We start from the raw sequence: 14,548 nt of genomic DNA on the forward strand, positions 1-14,548 counted from the left end.
TAATCATCATTCAACCATAGCAATCTGGTATACCAGGTGCAAATACTCTTCTACAGTCCTATTGTACACTCGAGTGAGTAATCCCTGAAATGAAAATGTTCAGAAGGGCGGAGAATGATGATGAAGGCGCTGCAAATTATCGGGAAAAATCAATATGAGATTGTTGACATTGAATTGGCTCCATTGTTAGAGGATCAGGTGACCGTACAAATTGAAATGGTATCGACTTGTCCCAGGTGGGATATGAACATGATGGCAGGCAGGGATATGTTCGATCCTTCCGTTCAGCCCGATTATCCGCTCCCCCCAGGCTTTCCAGGACATGAAATGACCGGTACGATTGTGGCTGTCGGGTCTGGCATTAAAGAATTAAAGGTGGGGGATCGTGTTGCCTCGCTGGAACATTTGGCGGGTCAAGGCGCCTACGCAGAGTATTTGAATTACAGAGAAGACGAGCTGATCAAGCTGCCGGATGAAATCACTTGGAAGCAGGCCGCTTCCTTTGAGCTGTTAAAATGCGTGCTGATCGGGTTGCTTCAATTCGGCAATATCCAGGGCAAATCGATGCTGGTATCCGGATTGGGACCGGCAGGTATACTTGCCTTGCAGGCTGCAAGATTGCTTGGTGCGGAGCGCGTCGTAGCAATCGATATCTATACGGACCGCATCGCTTATGTGAACAGCCTTGGCATTGGCCTAGCGAAGCATACTAGCGAGTTAGGTGAAGAACGGTTTGATCTAGGATACGACTGTGTGGGCGCAGCGGCATCCGTTCAGCAGCTGCTGGAGCGAATCGATAGCCATCTCGTCATTTTTGGGGTATTAAAAGGCGTTGTCCATTATGGAGAGCATCTCTGGCTCAAGGGCATCAAGCTTGAATCATACAAGTATCGCAAGTTTGGCCAGGAGGACCAGGCCTTGCTGCTGGATCTTGTGGCAAATAAGGGACTTAATACAGCGTGTCTTCAAACCCATCACGTTCCGCTACATCATTATGAGGACACGATCGCGCTCCTGAATACGCAGGCAGCCATTAAAGTGTATTCCTATCCCAAAACGGACTTTACAGTGTAGGTCGAAGGAGGATATTCATGAAAGCAGAAGCTGTGGTGTTCACTGATGTCAGACAGGTTTGTTATATGGAGGTAAGGGTGCCCGAGCTAGGTCCCGAGGATGTATGCATAGATCTGGATTATTCGTGGATCAGTTGCGGCACTGAATCTTCCTTCCTGTACGGAGAACGAATCCGCGGTGAACAGGTGTCGAGACCGGGAGATGTGCTCCCATTCCCGCAGGTTGCGGGTTATCAGAAGGTCGGAATCGTACGTAGCATAGGGGAACGGGTTCAAGATTTGAAGGTTGGTGATCACGTATTTGCTTCCATTAGTCACATCGAGGGGATGCATTTCCCGACGGGCGGTCATATCAATCCCTCCATCACTCATCACAGCCAGGTATGGAAGCTGCCGGACAATGTCGATACGCTTGCTTACAGCGGGCTTGTGCTTACGCAGGTCGGCTATAACTGCGGAATACGGCCTGAGATTTCCGAAGGTGATACAGCGGTCGTGATCGGTGATGGATTGGTTGGTCAATGGGCGGCCCAGACGCTGGCTCATCGCGGCGCTAAGGTAACGGTTCTCGGCAGGCATCAAGAGCGAATGGAGCTGCTGCCTGCGGGTATCTCTTCGCTTAATTTAATGGAGAGTTCTGTTGAGGATTGGCTTGGGAATCGCTCGGACATCGCTGTAGTCGTTGACTCCGTTGGTGCTATGGATACCTTTTGGAAGCTTAAACGGGCAATGAAACATAATAGTCACTTGGTTTCCGCAGGCTTTTTGGGCAGCAGTGGAATGGTGGATATCCAAGAGCTAAGAGCTCAAGAGATTACGCTTCATTGCCCTTCCGGCTGGACCAAGGACAGAATGGATGACACACTGGCAGCTGTTCATGAAGGGTGGCTTCAGACGCTGCCGCTGATTACCCACCGATTCCTTGCGCATCAGGCAGAGGAAGCCTGGCAGTTAATTATGGATAAGGAGGAGCCTTTCCTTGGCATTATTTTGGATTGGGGATCAGCGTCGTCGTAACAAGCAATGTCCAACACCAATAGTGCTGCTGCAGGGAAGCTTTCAGCATCCTTTACTCCAGGCTGTTTGAATACCCGCCGGATATCATTTTTAAGCGCCGCTGGCAAAATCGAAAGAAAGGAGAAGGGATGGTAAGCGCGGAAGTAGAAGTTTTAAAGCAATTAATCGGCAGTACAGGAGGAGCGGCATAGTCATGTCTAAGGCTAAATGGATTTGGAAGTCGGAAAAGGGCGCGGCCGATACAAACGCCTTCGCTTATTTACGCAAGGAATTTCAGCTTCAAGGCGAAGTGGAGTCTGCAGCTGTCAGAGTGACGGCGCATAATTTCTTTCAATTGTTTGTCAATGGCAGCAAAGTCGGGGGCTATGGCTCCCCCGTACCTTCGGATCCGCAAAAATCGAAATATACGCTTCATTATGAGGTAGCTCATCTCCTGCATGAAGGCGCGAATTGTGTGGCTTCGGTTACTCACTATCTTGGCGGGGACGGACAGAACTATGTCAATGGCGTTCCGGGCTTTTGGCTGGAGCTTCATATTCGTTATCGCGGAGGAGGCCGAGACGAGATTGTTACGGACGGTTCGTGGCAGGCGCTGATTAAAACGCCTCATCTTGATGGTACACCTTACCAGCAGAATCGCCGAATATCTGCAATAGAGGACTATGATGGCCGGCTTTATGATCCGGCGTGGCTTCAGTCCGATTATCCCGCTGAACTGACTCATGACGTCTGCATATCTGAGGCCGAGCACTTGGGATGGGAGCTTAGAATGCAGCAGGTTCCGGAGGGTGAAGTGGAGGAGTTCATCACACCCCAGCTGGTGGGTGAGTCAGAAGCGGGAGTATATGTGTTCGATGCAGGCAAAATCATATCGGGATTTCCGCAGCTCCGTATGCCTGGTATCCCCAATGCCACCATTATGCTGCGGTATTCAGAGCAGCTGGATGATCACGGAAGGGTAATGCATAACGTATGTAATGAAACCTCGGATCATTACTATGACAAGTATACGATGCGCGGCGACGAGTGGGAGCAGTGGAGTCCCGATTTTTCCTACAAAGCATTTCGGTATATTGAAATAACGGGTTATCCAGGGGAAATGGATTCGACCTACTTGACACTATACAGCGCTCATACAGCAATGGAATACATCGGCTCGTTTCGCTCCTCAAGCGAGCTTTTGAATCGAATTTATGATGCTTGCATCCAAACACAAAAAAACAATGTACTTGGTCAAATCGTCGATTGCCCTCATAGAGAGCAGGCACAGTATCTGGCAGATGCGGATCTGCAGGCGGAGACGCTGATATACAACTTCCGGGCATTCGGCATGCTGGAGAAGGTATTATCGGATTTTACGGATGCACAGAAGGAGGACGGTACATTTCCTTTCGTATTTCCATCGAATGTGGAATGCCCTGATTTCTCTATTACCATCCCAGAGTGGGATTTGCATTTCTGTATTTTGCTATGGAAACTCTATTACTATCAGGGGAGCTCCACGGTTATTGAACGATATCTCCCTGTCGCAATTAGAATGCTTGACGCTTACTGCAGCCGGATTGACGAACGGGGTCTGCTTCCCTTAGGCGAAGGCTGGCACATCAGTGATTGGCCGTATCCGCAAGTGGAACATAAGGGCAGCTACTTAGCTGTACAAAATATGAAGCTTTATGATGCGCTTGTAAAATCGGCGAGGATGGCAGCGGTGATTGGCTTGGAACAGGAGTGCAGCCGATTGAATGCAATTGCGATATCTTTGAAAGATGCTATTATAGCCGAATTCTATAACGATACCTTGGGACGCTTTGAAGATAGCTCGGAATCAGAACGCAGCAGCCAAGGGGTCAATGTATTGGGCATACAGTTTGGCCTGATCGATGGCTCTGCCCGCGATTCGCTGCTTACTGCGGTGGCAGATGAAGAATGGACGTGCAGTACCTTGCTTTCCTTGAATCTTATGCAGGTGCTGTTCGAGAATGGCTATGCGGAATCCGCTTATCGGATATTAAGCAATGAAGAGTTTCCTGGCTGGGGATATATGATATCCCAAGGATACCAAACCGTGTGGGAGGGCTTCGATGACATCGAATCCCACTGCCATGCATGGAACGGGTATCCGGCGAGGCTGATGGCCGAATACATGGTCGGAATTCGGGCGCTTGCTCCAGGATTTGAGAATACGGCTATCCAACCCTATTTGCCTGACGACTTAACCTGGGCTGAGGCTGCTGTAGCAACCCCATATGGAGTTATTACAGCAGGCTGGCACAAAGGTGAACAGAGCTTGAAGCTGAGCTGCTCGATTCCTCCTGGTATCGCTTGTGTCATTGTCATTCCAGAACAAGCCAATGGAGCCATAACGATTGAACAGGATAGAGAAAGGATTCAGGTACTGAGCCATACCCCGAGCGTAGAGCTGGAGGCGGGTGAGTATGTGCTGAGGATCGAGTGGATTTAACACCTATGGACTGCCTGCTTTCAAGCTGGTTCCAATCCAGAGAAAACGTTGGCCTACAAAACGAAATGTTAACGGAGTGGGGACCGTAATCTCTAGGATAATTGTGATGCATTTGACATTTACAAGCAGGAATTTATAAAAATTACAGGGAATTATTTAGAATATAAATCGGAATCCGTTTTAAAGGAGCAAGCAAAGTGCGGATTATTTATGTTCTCATGTTTCTGTCGTTGTGGTCGCTCGGGCTGTTCATATTATTCAACAGGACGAGATCCAATATTTGGATTGGATTGACCATTCTGCTTGGAGGCTCTGCCAGCTATGCGTTCAGCATGCATTTATCAATCATTCCATTCATTGGCCATGCCTGGATGCCCGTATTGCTCAGTGAAGCGCTCTATATTTCAACGGTTATCGGAATGAATGTCTACTACTTTATCCTTCCCTTTGTATTCTGTATGGGCGGTTTATGGCTGAACGATAACATGTCATACCGCTGGAAATGGATCTGGTCGGCAGCGCTCTGTCCGGGAATGGGGGTGCTGTTGGCCGATCATTTGATACATGGTTCGTGGAATATATTCGAACTGAGCCGGTTTCGCTGGTGGGATGGACTATATATCGCGATCGGGTGCTTTTTTTATTTACTAGCCTATTTCAGCGATAGGAACGGCTTGGGCAGGCGGGCGCACCGGAGACCACTGTTGTTTCCCCTGGTGATGATATGGGCATTCATGTCCGATTTCGTGGGCTTTAATTATCTGGAGCTCGGCTGGTGGGCGTTCGATCTGAGGAGCAACGGAATGTGGCATGCCAATTTTATCGTTATCCTCGGCACGGTGGCTATCGTGCTTCTGTTTACGATCCGCAACGGCTTCCTCGGTATCAAGCTGAGGATCGAACGGCAGCGGATCGACCATTCCATCCGCACATTAACGATGGGCGTATCCATCCTGAATCATTCCATCAAAAATGAAATTCAAAAGATTGATTACCTGGCCGAAAAAAGCCGGACCCTGCTGTCGTCAGGTCAACCAGAAAGAGCCATGCAAACGATCGGCCAGGTGCATGGGCTAACGGCCCATCTGCTGCATATGGTGAACCGGATTAAGGACAAAGCTGAGGATGTTGTGCTGGACGAAAGTGAAACCGACGTACGCGAGCTTGTAGATTCGGTCGCCGTTTCCGCGAGATCACTGATGGAGGAGAAATCTGTTTCGCTCTTGATTAGCTACGGAGCGGAGGGAAGGCTCACTTGCGATGCTGTGCATATCAGAGAGACGCTGTCCAACCTGATCCGAAACGCAATTGATGCGATGAAGCCTGAAGCAGGAAACGGAGGCTATGTGGAACTGTATACATCGACGAACCGGCGCGAATTCCGGATTGCAGTCCGGGATAACGGATCGGGAATTCCTCCAGAGCATTTGAGCAGGATTTTCGAGCCATTCTTTACAACGAAAAAAAATGCATTGAACTACGGCTTAGGACTCTCCTACTGCAGCAGTGTCATGTCCAAGCATGGAGGAAAGCTGTCCGTACCGGAGAGCGTTCCCGGACAAGGAACGACGATTATGCTGCATTTCCCGAAAAGAAAATTCAAGCCGGCATCTGTTCAGTCGTTGACCCTGCCCAGGGAGCAGCGCCGGCTCGATCCCCTTAATCCGTCTTAAAGTTGGTCAGCTTGTTTTTGATGCTGCGCAGCTGGGTCTTGATCGTGTTGGTCGATTTGTGCAAGCGCTCGGAAATTTCTCGTTTGCTTAGTCCATCCTTACGCAGCTCGAATACCTCCCGCTCGGTCGGAGACAAATCCATGAGCTGAACCTCGTTCCGCATCGCCTTAGCCGCATCGGGATGGATCGAAGACCGTCCGCTGTGCGCCTCGCGAACCGCATGCAAGATATCCTGATAACTAGACTTATTAATATAGTTTACAGCTCCAAGCCGGAACGAATTCATGATGATTTCGGTTTCCGTCAGGGAGGTCAGCATAATGATTTTTACGGACTGGCTCCGTTCTTGACGGAGAATTTGTTCCGCAGCGTCGAGTCCATCCAGATTGTTCCCCGTCAGGTTAATATCCATCAAAATGACGTCAAGCTCCTGGCTTAAAGCGATCTCGATCGCTTCTTCCTTTGTCGCGGCAACGCCGGACACCACAATATCGGACTCATCTGATAAATCCGCTCGGATATGATCCCTCCAGAAGGAGTCGTCCTCCACAAGCATGACCCGAATTTGCTCCATCCATAATAACCCCCATGATAGATCCAGATGTTTGTTACAGATGCTTCCAATTAACCCTAGTATATCAATGAATCCGACAAAATGGTAGGATGAACGACTTTCACCCCCAGGTGAAAAAAGTTCATCCTGTTCCGCGTTGCCGTCCCGGCCTATAATCCGAAATGCAGCCGAAACAACGGGGCTGATATAGAGCGAACGGAAGTGGGGGGATTGAATTTCGAACTACTTGAGTTGTCTTAATGCCAAGTTTTTTTGATTGGTTCGAAGGAGTGATTTTCTGATGTCTATTGCCGTCGAAGTCGGCAAATTAGCAGAACTTATTGCGGGGAAATTTTCCGGAACGAAGATTTACCGTTTCCAGGGACCGGACATTCCCGGGGCTGAAGATTGTGTAATTGAGCTCAGACAGGAGACGCGCAGGGGAGATTCGCGCACTCATACGATCGCGGAAAGGCAGTACGCGATCATCTATTATGCCGAACAGGTGGAGACCGCGATCATCACTTTGGAAGCCCTTAGCCGCTATGTCATGAACGAGAGGCCGGAAGCGGCGAGCGTCGGCTCAGAAGCTGCAGGAGCGATTCAGGTTGAATCGTTCGCGATCTCCGCTCCGGAGAAAATCGAGGACGGATTACTGAAATGCACGGGTCTCCTATTGGTCCGCTCCCGGGAATCAATAGCTCTTCCGCACTACGAAAAGATCAACAAGGTGGAAATACGTACGACCATAAATTGAAGGGTGGCATGAACAAATGGGTGGAACATGGGATTCGGTCAGCTTGCCGGTTCGTCCGGGGCTGTACATTCGCTTTGAAGAAGCGGCAGCAGCGCAAATCAAAGGCGGCTCCCGCGGAACGGTGGCCTTGCCGCTGATGACCTACAAAAATGCGGCAGATGCCAAAAAGTTTTTTACGATTGAAAAGGTGAAGGAAGCCGCCGATTTATTCGGGGAGGCGAATATCGATCCGATTCGACTGATTCTTCTTGGCGGCGCCAAGGAAGTACTCGTGTATACGGTTCCTGCTCCGGTACCGGCCGAGGGCAAAGAAGCGGCTGTCGATTATACAGGAATTCGGGATGCGTTCAGTTCCCGGCACTTTAATGTTTTTGTGTTCCCGGGCGAGATCCCGGCGGCTGAGCTGAAGGCTACCTCCAAATGGTGCGCGGACAACCGGGACGACGAGGGCAAACATTTTATTACCGTGATCGGCGGATCCGCCACAGACGATCAGAATCCGGAAACGGGGAATACGCGCAGCGTAAACGTTAAGGATGACTATGTTGTCAATTTGATCACGGGCGTGGAGATGGACGGAAAAACCTACAGCTCGGCAAGCTACGCGCCTTACGTTGCCGGACTGATCGCGGGAACGGGGATTAATAAATCAATTACTTACACGCAGGTTTATGCCGGAGATGTGGTGAAGCGGCTGCGGAACACCGAAATCAACGCGGCTCTCGGGAAAGGCTCCTTGGTCCTGGTGCATGACGGCGAAAAAGTCAAAATCGAACAGGGTCTAGTCACGAGCGGAAAAAAAATTCGGGCGATGCGGGCGCGCCAAGCCATCTCTACGGATATTGCCAAAGCGGCCGCGGATTCCTACATCGGAAGACTCGATAACAACGCGGACGGTCAAGCGGCCTTGATCTCCGCGGTGAAAGCTTACCTGGAACGGCTTCAGCTGAACAACGTTGTGACGGATATCGCCGTTACGCTGGATCCGGACCGGAAATCGGAAGGGGATCGGGTGTACTTACTGATCGCTTTCACGGAAATCGACAGCATGGAGCGGATTTTCCTCACGATCAGAGTGTAGTTCGTTCATCATTATTCAATTCATTAGGAGGGGTTAACATGCTGGATTCAACCCGCGTTATTAACGGGACATACGGATATGTGTACTACGACGGCAGATGGCTGACGAACATCAAATCGGCGGAAGCCAATGTGGAAATTACGAAAGAGGAGATCAAGCGGTCCGGAACGCGCTGGACGGCCCACAAAGTGACCGGTCTCAGCGGCTCAGGCACCATTACGGGATATAAAGTCACTTCCGAATTCGTCGAATTGATCGGCCAAATCGCCGACGACGCCCATGGGACGTTTACGACCGAACTCATCCTGAAGCTTGAGGACCCTGAATCCTACGGAGCTTACAGAGTGCGCCTGAAAGGCGTGACATTCGATAAAATTCCGCTGATGCATTTCGAGGTCGGCTCGATCGTGGAAGAGGAGCTTCCGTTTAACTTTACCGGGTATGAGCTGATGGATAAACTCGTCGCCGAGTGATTCAGACTTGTCGCATGCGGGAGAAACCCGGCCGGAAATGATTTGACATTCAGCCTGTCCGGGTTCTGCCCTTTCTTTATTAAGAAAAAAGGAAACGATCCATGAAGGAGATGAAATTAAAATGGCAGTGACAGAGAACAGACAAAGCAGCGTTCTTCAGGCACTCTTGAGCGCGGACAGCAAACCGACGAAGGATATTCCGATGAGACGATTGGGGGTTGACTTTCAAATTCAGGCCCTCGACGGGAAAACGATCAACCGGATTCAGGAACAGTGCACGCACTACACGGGAAAAGGCGCGAAACGCGAAAAGGTGATGGACGAGGAGCAGTTTGGCGCATTGGTCATTCAAAAAGCATGCCTGATTCCCGACTGGTCAGCCAAAGAGTTAATCGAAAAATACGGGACTCCGACCGAAGCGATCTTAGGTTTGCTTCTTGCGGGGGAAATCGCTAAGCTGTCTGCCGAAATTTTGGAAATCAGCGGTTTCGATAGCGACGAAGACGACATAAAAAACTGATCAAGGCGGGCGGTGAGGCCTTTCTGGTGCATTTGATTTTCCAGCGGCATCATATACCTCCGGATAAAGTATACAACAAAGATGAAAACGTGAAGCGGTTTATGTATGCCTCCATGATGCTGCAGCTGGAAGAGGAGGAGAAGATGCGCAAGGAACAGGAGAGGGCCGCCCGCAGGTTGAGGTCTTAAGTGAGGCCGCAGGGGGTGAATGGCAATGGATATAAGTTCCAGCCTCGCGGAGTTGGAGAAGCTGTCCAACCGCATCAAGAAAGCGAAAACGGATCTTGCGAAGCTGACCAATGGAACGGTACGGACGATCGGGATGGAGCTGGCATTTAAAGTCACCAGTAAAAAATCGATTAAAAAGTATTTTGACAATCAGGCCGCAGAGGTCCGCAAAGAATCGCAGAGGGCGGCTCGTCAAGCGGCAGAGCAGGCCAAAGCGGTCGAAGCGGCAGCGGAAAAAGCAACCATAGCCTATCTCAGCCAGAGCAAGAGCAAAAAAGCGAAGCAATCACTCAGAAAAATCCTCACGGCCAAAGAAAACCGGGAAAAGGCCGCGGAATCGGCAAGAGCGGCAAAGGTGGCGGCGCTTCAAACAGAGCTTGCCCGGAAACAAGCAGAGGCACAAGCCGGCCCCAAAAGCATCCGAAGGCGAATCCGGGAGAAGTTTAATGAGCCGAGCAATAAAGCCGCAGCCTTGTACAAAAGGATTCGGCATCCGCTGGGGAACTTCGGAAGCCAGCCGATTCAATCGTGGTGGCTGAAGCCGAAGGCACCAGCCAAGGCGGGGGGCACGGCGGGGCAAACCGCGAAAGCGGCGGATGCGGCGACAAGTCCGAGGGATACCATCGCAAGTGCGTTCAGTACAGCCGGAAACTGGCTCAGCTCGGTCAAGGATCAGTCTTTGGAAGCAGCCAAAACATTCGATGCGGCTTTTGTCGTATTGCGTTCCGCTTCGGGAGTATCCCGGAAAGAAATGGACGGTCTGCTCGCATCCTTCAGAACGGTTGGCGGTCAAGTTCCCCAAAGCTTAAGTGAAGTCGCGAAAGCAATGGGAACGTTAAGACGCGACACCTCATTGACGGGAACCGATCTGGAGAAATTGACCACACTGCTGTTGACATCCTCCAGGCTGACCGGATCGGATAGCGCGGTTGCCGCAGAATCGGTAGCCAGAGCCATGACGGAATGGGGGTACGCCGCCAAGGACGGCGAAAAGATGCTGGAACAATTTTTTGCCGCAAGCCGGTCCGGTAAGGTAAACATGGGCGACCTGATGAAGCGGATGGCCAATTTCAGCACACCGATGAAGCAGATGGGACTGGATTTTGAGCAGTCCATGGTGCTGTTGGCCAAATGGCAGAAAGAAGGCATTAACCCGATTGAAGACGCACTGAAGAAAAAGCTGCCGGACGGCGGTTTCGGCAAGATTGCGGATGACATCCGAAAGGCTGCTACCACGGCGGATGCAGCCAAAATCGCTTTGGAAAACTTCGGTCCTCTGGTCGGGGGCGAACTGGTCACCGCGCTGCGGGGAGGGCAGGTGGAGTTCAATGGGATGCTCGGCGCGATGAAGGGGTCCCAAGACGGAATTATGGCCCATTCACAGGCTTTGCAGAGCTTCGGCGACCGCTTCGATACCTTGAAGAACCGTATTACGATCGCTCTCGCCCCAGTCGGAGAAGCCTTGTTGCCGTTTGGCGAAGGGATGGTCGCTGCGATGGAGTTTGTCATGAAATATGCGGATATTATGGGCGCTGCCCTCCTCGGCATGAGTGCCGTATTGATCACCGCGTTTGCACCTGCTCTCTGGGCTTCGGTTACCGCTTTATGGGCATCCGCCATGGCATCCTGGGCGCTGGTCCTTCCATTTTTACCTTTAATCCTCATCGTTGCCGCAGTTGGAGCCGCATTCGCCTTATTGGCCTACCTGGTCAAATACCATATGGAGGATATTCAGAATATCATCGAATGGATTTCCGACGGGATCGTTACCGGCCTCAAGCGAGCTTCCGATTTCATAACGAATGGCTTCAATTCGTCTCTTGAAACCGTGATGGGGATCATAAGCAGCATCGGGACGGCTTGGGACGGCATATTCGGCGGCAATTCGGCTGCCGTCCATGTAAACACGGGCACGACGGGTCAAGTTGTTTCCGCCGGCGGGCCTCCTCAGAGCCGTTACCACGGTCTCGACTATGTTCCTTATGATGGCATGATGGCCAGACTGCACAAGGGAGAAAGAATTATGACAGCCAGCGAGAACCGGGAATTCTCCCGGGAAGGAACTAGCGGATCGATTTCCATTTCGGGAAATACGTTCAACGTTCGCCAGGAATCCGACATCGATGCGATCGCGAGAGCACTGGCCCGTGAGATCAAAGCGGCGGGGGGATTGATGGCATAATGGCTTCACTCGAATTCTGGCTGAAGACGATTGATGAAAAAGAGTGGTTGCGGCTGCCCGTCAACCCGGAGCAAATCGCAGTTAAAACCTCCCATGGCTATGAGGATATCCAAGTGACCCAACTGGGCGAGTACACGGTGATCGGAGAGTCGTTGCTGAAAGAATACGCGTTCGCCTCCTTTTTTCCACGGGATTATCACCCCGGCTATTGCGAATATGAAGATTTTCCGGAGCCGTGGGCGGTCGTCGATACTATTGAACAATGGAGGAGTGCGCGAAAGCCTGTACGGCTCGTCATCACGGGTACCCCCATCGAAAGTCTGGTTACCATCCGGAATTTTCAATACAGCGAGCGTGCAGGAAACCCGGGCGACGTATTTTTCGATCTGGAGCTCAAGGAGTACAGGGAAGTCAAGTTCAGGCAGGTGGAAACCTCTGGAACAGGCAAGTCTATGGTGGTTACGGGTGATTACCGGCCAGACACCAAGACGCCGCCCGCCTTTTATATCGTGGTACCGAATGACACGTTGTGGAAAATCGCCCAACGTACACTGGGCAGCGGAGATAGATGGAAGGAAATTTATGCGGCGAACGAAAAAGTCATCGGCAAAAACCCGAACCGAATGATTCCAGGACAAAAGCTGGTGATCCCGTCATGAGTCTCAGCGTCACCTACAAGGATCTGAAGCACGACGTGCACTTGGATCCGATCGTCAAGTCGGTCCGTTGGTCAGGAGATATCAAGCAGGCGGCCCGGAAGCTTGTCGTTGACATATCGAACACGGGAGACTTGCGCGAGTTGTACATGATGTTTGAAAAGGGCGGCGAACTGCGGCTGATTCTAGACGGGAAACAGGAACTGTTTCGAGGCGTGATTTTTGCGGACCAGGTTAATGCAAAGGGCCAGATGTCCCTGACAGCTTATGATGAAAATATTTATTTAACGAAAAGCAAAGACACGAAAATTTTTCGAGGCGAATCTGCTTCCGCCATCATCAAGCGGCTGTGCAATGAGTATTCCATCCCTACGGGAGAAATACAAGATACCGGTTACGTCATTCCGAAGCTGGTATTTCGCGAGAAAACGCTTTTTGAAATGATGGTGATGGCGCTCACCGAAACGCAGAAACAGAACGGACAGCATTTCTGGATCACATCGAAGGAAGGCAAACTAAAGCTGCTCGCCCGGAAGGAGCAGAAGGGAAAGTGGGTGCTGGAGAACGGGGTGAATGTGCTGGATGCGAGCTACTCCCAATCCATCGAAGAAACCCGCACGCAGATCAAGGTGATCGGTGGCGACGCGAATAAAAAGGAAATATCGGCAAGCGCCAAGGACAGTGAGCTCATGAAACGCTTTGGGATCATGCAGCACCTGGAGAAGCCCGACAAAGAGATGACCAAGTCCCAGATGGAGCAGCGGGCGAAGCAGCTGTTGAAGGATTTGGCCACGATTGACGATCAAGCGCGGATCGAATGTCTAGGCATTCCCGAAGTCGTTGCGGGTTCTTGCGTATATGTCAAAGAATCGGTGACGGGGATTCTTGGCGGATACTATATTTCCGCCGATGAACACCAGTTTGAGAATGGAAGCCATACGATGTCGCTGACGTTGTCGGCGACCGACGATATCCCGGCAATGGAGTATAAGGATGAGAAGGGAGCCCATTGATGGAACGCATTGAAGGCTCGGGGGCAAGTCAGCTCGTGCAGCTGATCCGGGCCCTCGGATACAATTCCGAGATCACCTTTGAATTGGCTACGGTGACGGCTGATCCCCCCGAGTTGAAGATCAAAGTGGATCATATGAACGTGGAACTGGAGAAGGATGATCTGATCATCGTCCAGTCGTTAATGAAGCATACACGGACGGTGAAATTGGTGAGCGGCGACAAGGCAAAAATATCTTCAAGCTCCGTATCCCAGGCATCAACATTGGCCTTAAGCCAAGGAACCGGAACCATTACCTTTACTTCCTTTGGCTTGTCCTCAGCAGAATTTACTGTCGAAGAAGCCGAACTTGAATTCACAGATGAACTCAAAAAAGACGACCGCGTTGTCGTCGTGGGCATCCGTCAGGGTCAGACCTATATTATTCTGGATCGGGTGGTGACGGAATAATGGCATTATCTCCGCTGCAAAGACTAGAAGAGCGCTATGTGGAAGCGAAGCCGGTTCCGATGCCTTCACGGACTTACGTTCTCAATTTTGACACGGGCCAAGTCACGGAAAAGGCAGTCGACGGGAAAGAAGCGGTCACGCAATGTATCCGCAAAGCGATTCTGACCGCAAGATACCGCTATCTCATTTATAACGGACAGTATGGCTGCGAAATCGAAAGATTGCTCGGCCAAGATATTTCGCCTCAATTGCTGCACAGCGAAATTAAACGAGTCATTACGGAATCGCTCCGGGAAGATGACCGGATCCAAGCCGTGGAGCAGTTTCACATCGTCAGGGAAAGCGACAAACTGTTCGTCAGTTTTACCGTGAACACGGCAGAAGGAGCGATCGAGCAGGAGGTGATCTTTTAA

The 14,548-nt window shown here is 50.9% G+C and carries 14 protein-coding genes; 13 read left to right on the forward strand and 1 reads right to left on the reverse strand.

What is annotated here, in order from left to right; all coding sequences use genetic code 11:
• The first annotated feature begins 114 nt into the window (after positions 1 to 114).
• The 4 genes from ACTHPM_RS05360 to ACTHPM_RS05375 all read left to right on the forward strand — a co-directional run bounded on the left by ACTHPM_RS05360 (position 115) and on the right by ACTHPM_RS05375 (position 6,224).
• Positions 115 to 1,074 carry a zinc-dependent alcohol dehydrogenase gene (locus tag ACTHPM_RS05360; protein WP_440394158.1) on the forward strand — a complete coding sequence of 320 codons (960 nt, stop codon included), beginning with the start codon at positions 115 to 117 and terminating at the stop codon, positions 1,072 to 1,074.
• Between the two features lie 17 nt (positions 1,075 to 1,091).
• Positions 1,092 to 2,090, forward strand: a complete 999-nt coding sequence (locus tag ACTHPM_RS05365) for a hypothetical protein (RefSeq protein WP_440394159.1) — start codon at positions 1,092 to 1,094, stop codon at positions 2,088 to 2,090.
• 193 nt (positions 2,091 to 2,283) lie between these two features.
• On the forward strand, positions 2,284 to 4,551 hold the full coding sequence (locus tag ACTHPM_RS05370) for a family 78 glycoside hydrolase catalytic domain (protein WP_440394160.1): 2,268 nt from the start codon (positions 2,284 to 2,286) through the stop codon (positions 4,549 to 4,551).
• Positions 4,552 to 4,769: 218 nt separating this feature from the next.
• Positions 4,770 to 6,224 (forward strand): sensor histidine kinase, encoded by a 1,455-nt coding sequence (locus ACTHPM_RS05375; RefSeq protein WP_440421455.1) that lies wholly within the window; start codon positions 4,770 to 4,772, stop codon positions 6,222 to 6,224.
• Here ACTHPM_RS05375 and ACTHPM_RS05380 read toward each other — a convergent pair.
• On the reverse strand, positions 6,211 to 6,798 hold the full coding sequence (locus ACTHPM_RS05380) for a response regulator (protein WP_440394162.1): 588 nt from the start codon (positions 6,796 to 6,798) through the stop codon (positions 6,211 to 6,213). The genes ACTHPM_RS05375 and ACTHPM_RS05380 overlap by 14 nt on opposite strands.
• A gap of 280 nt (positions 6,799 to 7,078) precedes the next feature.
• On the opposite strand from ACTHPM_RS05380, the gene ACTHPM_RS05385 reads away from it, so the two are divergent.
• The 9 genes from ACTHPM_RS05385 to ACTHPM_RS05425 all read left to right on the forward strand — a co-directional run bounded on the left by ACTHPM_RS05385 (position 7,079) and on the right by ACTHPM_RS05425 (position 14,548).
• Entirely contained in the window at positions 7,079 to 7,534 is a 456-nt protein-coding gene (locus ACTHPM_RS05385; protein ID WP_440394163.1) for a hypothetical protein, read from the forward strand.
• 16 nt (positions 7,535 to 7,550) lie between these two features.
• Entirely contained in the window at positions 7,551 to 8,615 is a 1,065-nt protein-coding gene (locus tag ACTHPM_RS05390; RefSeq protein WP_440394164.1) for a phage tail sheath subtilisin-like domain-containing protein, read from the forward strand.
• A gap of 38 nt (positions 8,616 to 8,653) precedes the next feature.
• Positions 8,654 to 9,088, forward strand: a complete 435-nt coding sequence (locus tag ACTHPM_RS05395; RefSeq protein ID WP_440394165.1) for a phage tail tube protein — start codon at positions 8,654 to 8,656, stop codon at positions 9,086 to 9,088.
• Between the two features lie 127 nt (positions 9,089 to 9,215).
• Positions 9,216 to 9,608 carry a phage tail assembly chaperone gene (locus ACTHPM_RS05400; protein WP_440421457.1) on the forward strand — a complete coding sequence of 131 codons (393 nt, stop codon included), beginning with the start codon at positions 9,216 to 9,218 and terminating at the stop codon, positions 9,606 to 9,608.
• A gap of 213 nt (positions 9,609 to 9,821) precedes the next feature.
• Positions 9,822 to 12,017, forward strand: coding sequence for a phage tail tape measure protein (locus ACTHPM_RS05405; RefSeq protein WP_440394168.1), 2,196 nt, complete (start codon positions 9,822 to 9,824; stop codon positions 12,015 to 12,017).
• Positions 12,017 to 12,676: a LysM peptidoglycan-binding domain-containing protein gene (locus tag ACTHPM_RS05410; RefSeq protein WP_440394169.1), complete on the forward strand. Its 660-nt coding sequence runs from the start codon at positions 12,017 to 12,019 to the stop codon at positions 12,674 to 12,676. The genes ACTHPM_RS05405 and ACTHPM_RS05410 overlap by 1 nt, the downstream gene beginning before the upstream one ends.
• On the forward strand, positions 12,673 to 13,686 hold the full coding sequence (locus ACTHPM_RS05415) for an XkdQ/YqbQ family protein (protein ID WP_440394170.1): 1,014 nt from the start codon (positions 12,673 to 12,675) through the stop codon (positions 13,684 to 13,686). The genes ACTHPM_RS05410 and ACTHPM_RS05415 overlap by 4 nt, the downstream gene beginning before the upstream one ends.
• Positions 13,686 to 14,135, forward strand: a complete 450-nt coding sequence (locus ACTHPM_RS05420; protein WP_440394171.1) for a DUF2577 family protein — start codon at positions 13,686 to 13,688, stop codon at positions 14,133 to 14,135. The genes ACTHPM_RS05415 and ACTHPM_RS05420 overlap by 1 nt, the downstream gene beginning before the upstream one ends.
• Positions 14,135 to 14,548, forward strand: a complete 414-nt coding sequence (locus ACTHPM_RS05425; RefSeq protein ID WP_440394172.1) for a DUF2634 domain-containing protein — start codon at positions 14,135 to 14,137, stop codon at positions 14,546 to 14,548. The genes ACTHPM_RS05420 and ACTHPM_RS05425 overlap by 1 nt, the downstream gene beginning before the upstream one ends.

The sequence above is a fragment of the Paenibacillus sp. SAFN-054 genome, from assembly GCF_051966755.1.
In the GTDB taxonomy this organism is placed as follows: Bacteria; Bacillota; Bacilli; order Paenibacillales; family Paenibacillaceae; genus Paenibacillus_AQ.

Bases quoted from the DNA above. Each gene is read 5' to 3' on its own strand.
- ACTHPM_RS05365 (WP_440394159.1), top strand. From the start codon at position 1,092: ATGAAAGCAGAAGCTGTGGTGTTCACTGATGTCAGACAGGTTTGTTAT.
- ACTHPM_RS05370 (WP_440394160.1), top strand. From the start codon at position 2,284: ATGTCTAAGGCTAAATGGATTTGGAAGTCGGAAAAGGGCGCGGCCGAT.
- ACTHPM_RS05390 (WP_440394164.1), top strand. From the start codon at position 7,551: ATGGGTGGAACATGGGATTCGGTCAGCTTGCCGGTTCGTCCGGGGCTG.
- ACTHPM_RS05405 (WP_440394168.1), top strand. From the start codon at position 9,822: ATGGATATAAGTTCCAGCCTCGCGGAGTTGGAGAAGCTGTCCAACCGC.
- ACTHPM_RS05380 (WP_440394162.1), bottom strand. From the start codon at position 6,798: ATGGAGCAAATTCGGGTCATGCTTGTGGAGGACGACTCCTTCTGGAGG.
- ACTHPM_RS05375 (WP_440421455.1), top strand. From the start codon at position 4,770: ATGTTTCTGTCGTTGTGGTCGCTCGGGCTGTTCATATTATTCAACAGG.
- ACTHPM_RS05395 (WP_440394165.1), top strand. From the start codon at position 8,654: ATGCTGGATTCAACCCGCGTTATTAACGGGACATACGGATATGTGTAC.
- ACTHPM_RS05360 (WP_440394158.1), top strand. From the start codon at position 115: ATGATGATGAAGGCGCTGCAAATTATCGGGAAAAATCAATATGAGATT.
- ACTHPM_RS05410 (WP_440394169.1), top strand. From the start codon at position 12,017: ATGGCTTCACTCGAATTCTGGCTGAAGACGATTGATGAAAAAGAGTGG.
- ACTHPM_RS05385 (WP_440394163.1), top strand. From the start codon at position 7,079: ATGTCTATTGCCGTCGAAGTCGGCAAATTAGCAGAACTTATTGCGGGG.
- ACTHPM_RS05425 (WP_440394172.1), top strand. From the start codon at position 14,135: ATGGCATTATCTCCGCTGCAAAGACTAGAAGAGCGCTATGTGGAAGCG.
- ACTHPM_RS05420 (WP_440394171.1), top strand. From the start codon at position 13,686: ATGGAACGCATTGAAGGCTCGGGGGCAAGTCAGCTCGTGCAGCTGATC.
- ACTHPM_RS05415 (WP_440394170.1), top strand. From the start codon at position 12,673: ATGAGTCTCAGCGTCACCTACAAGGATCTGAAGCACGACGTGCACTTG.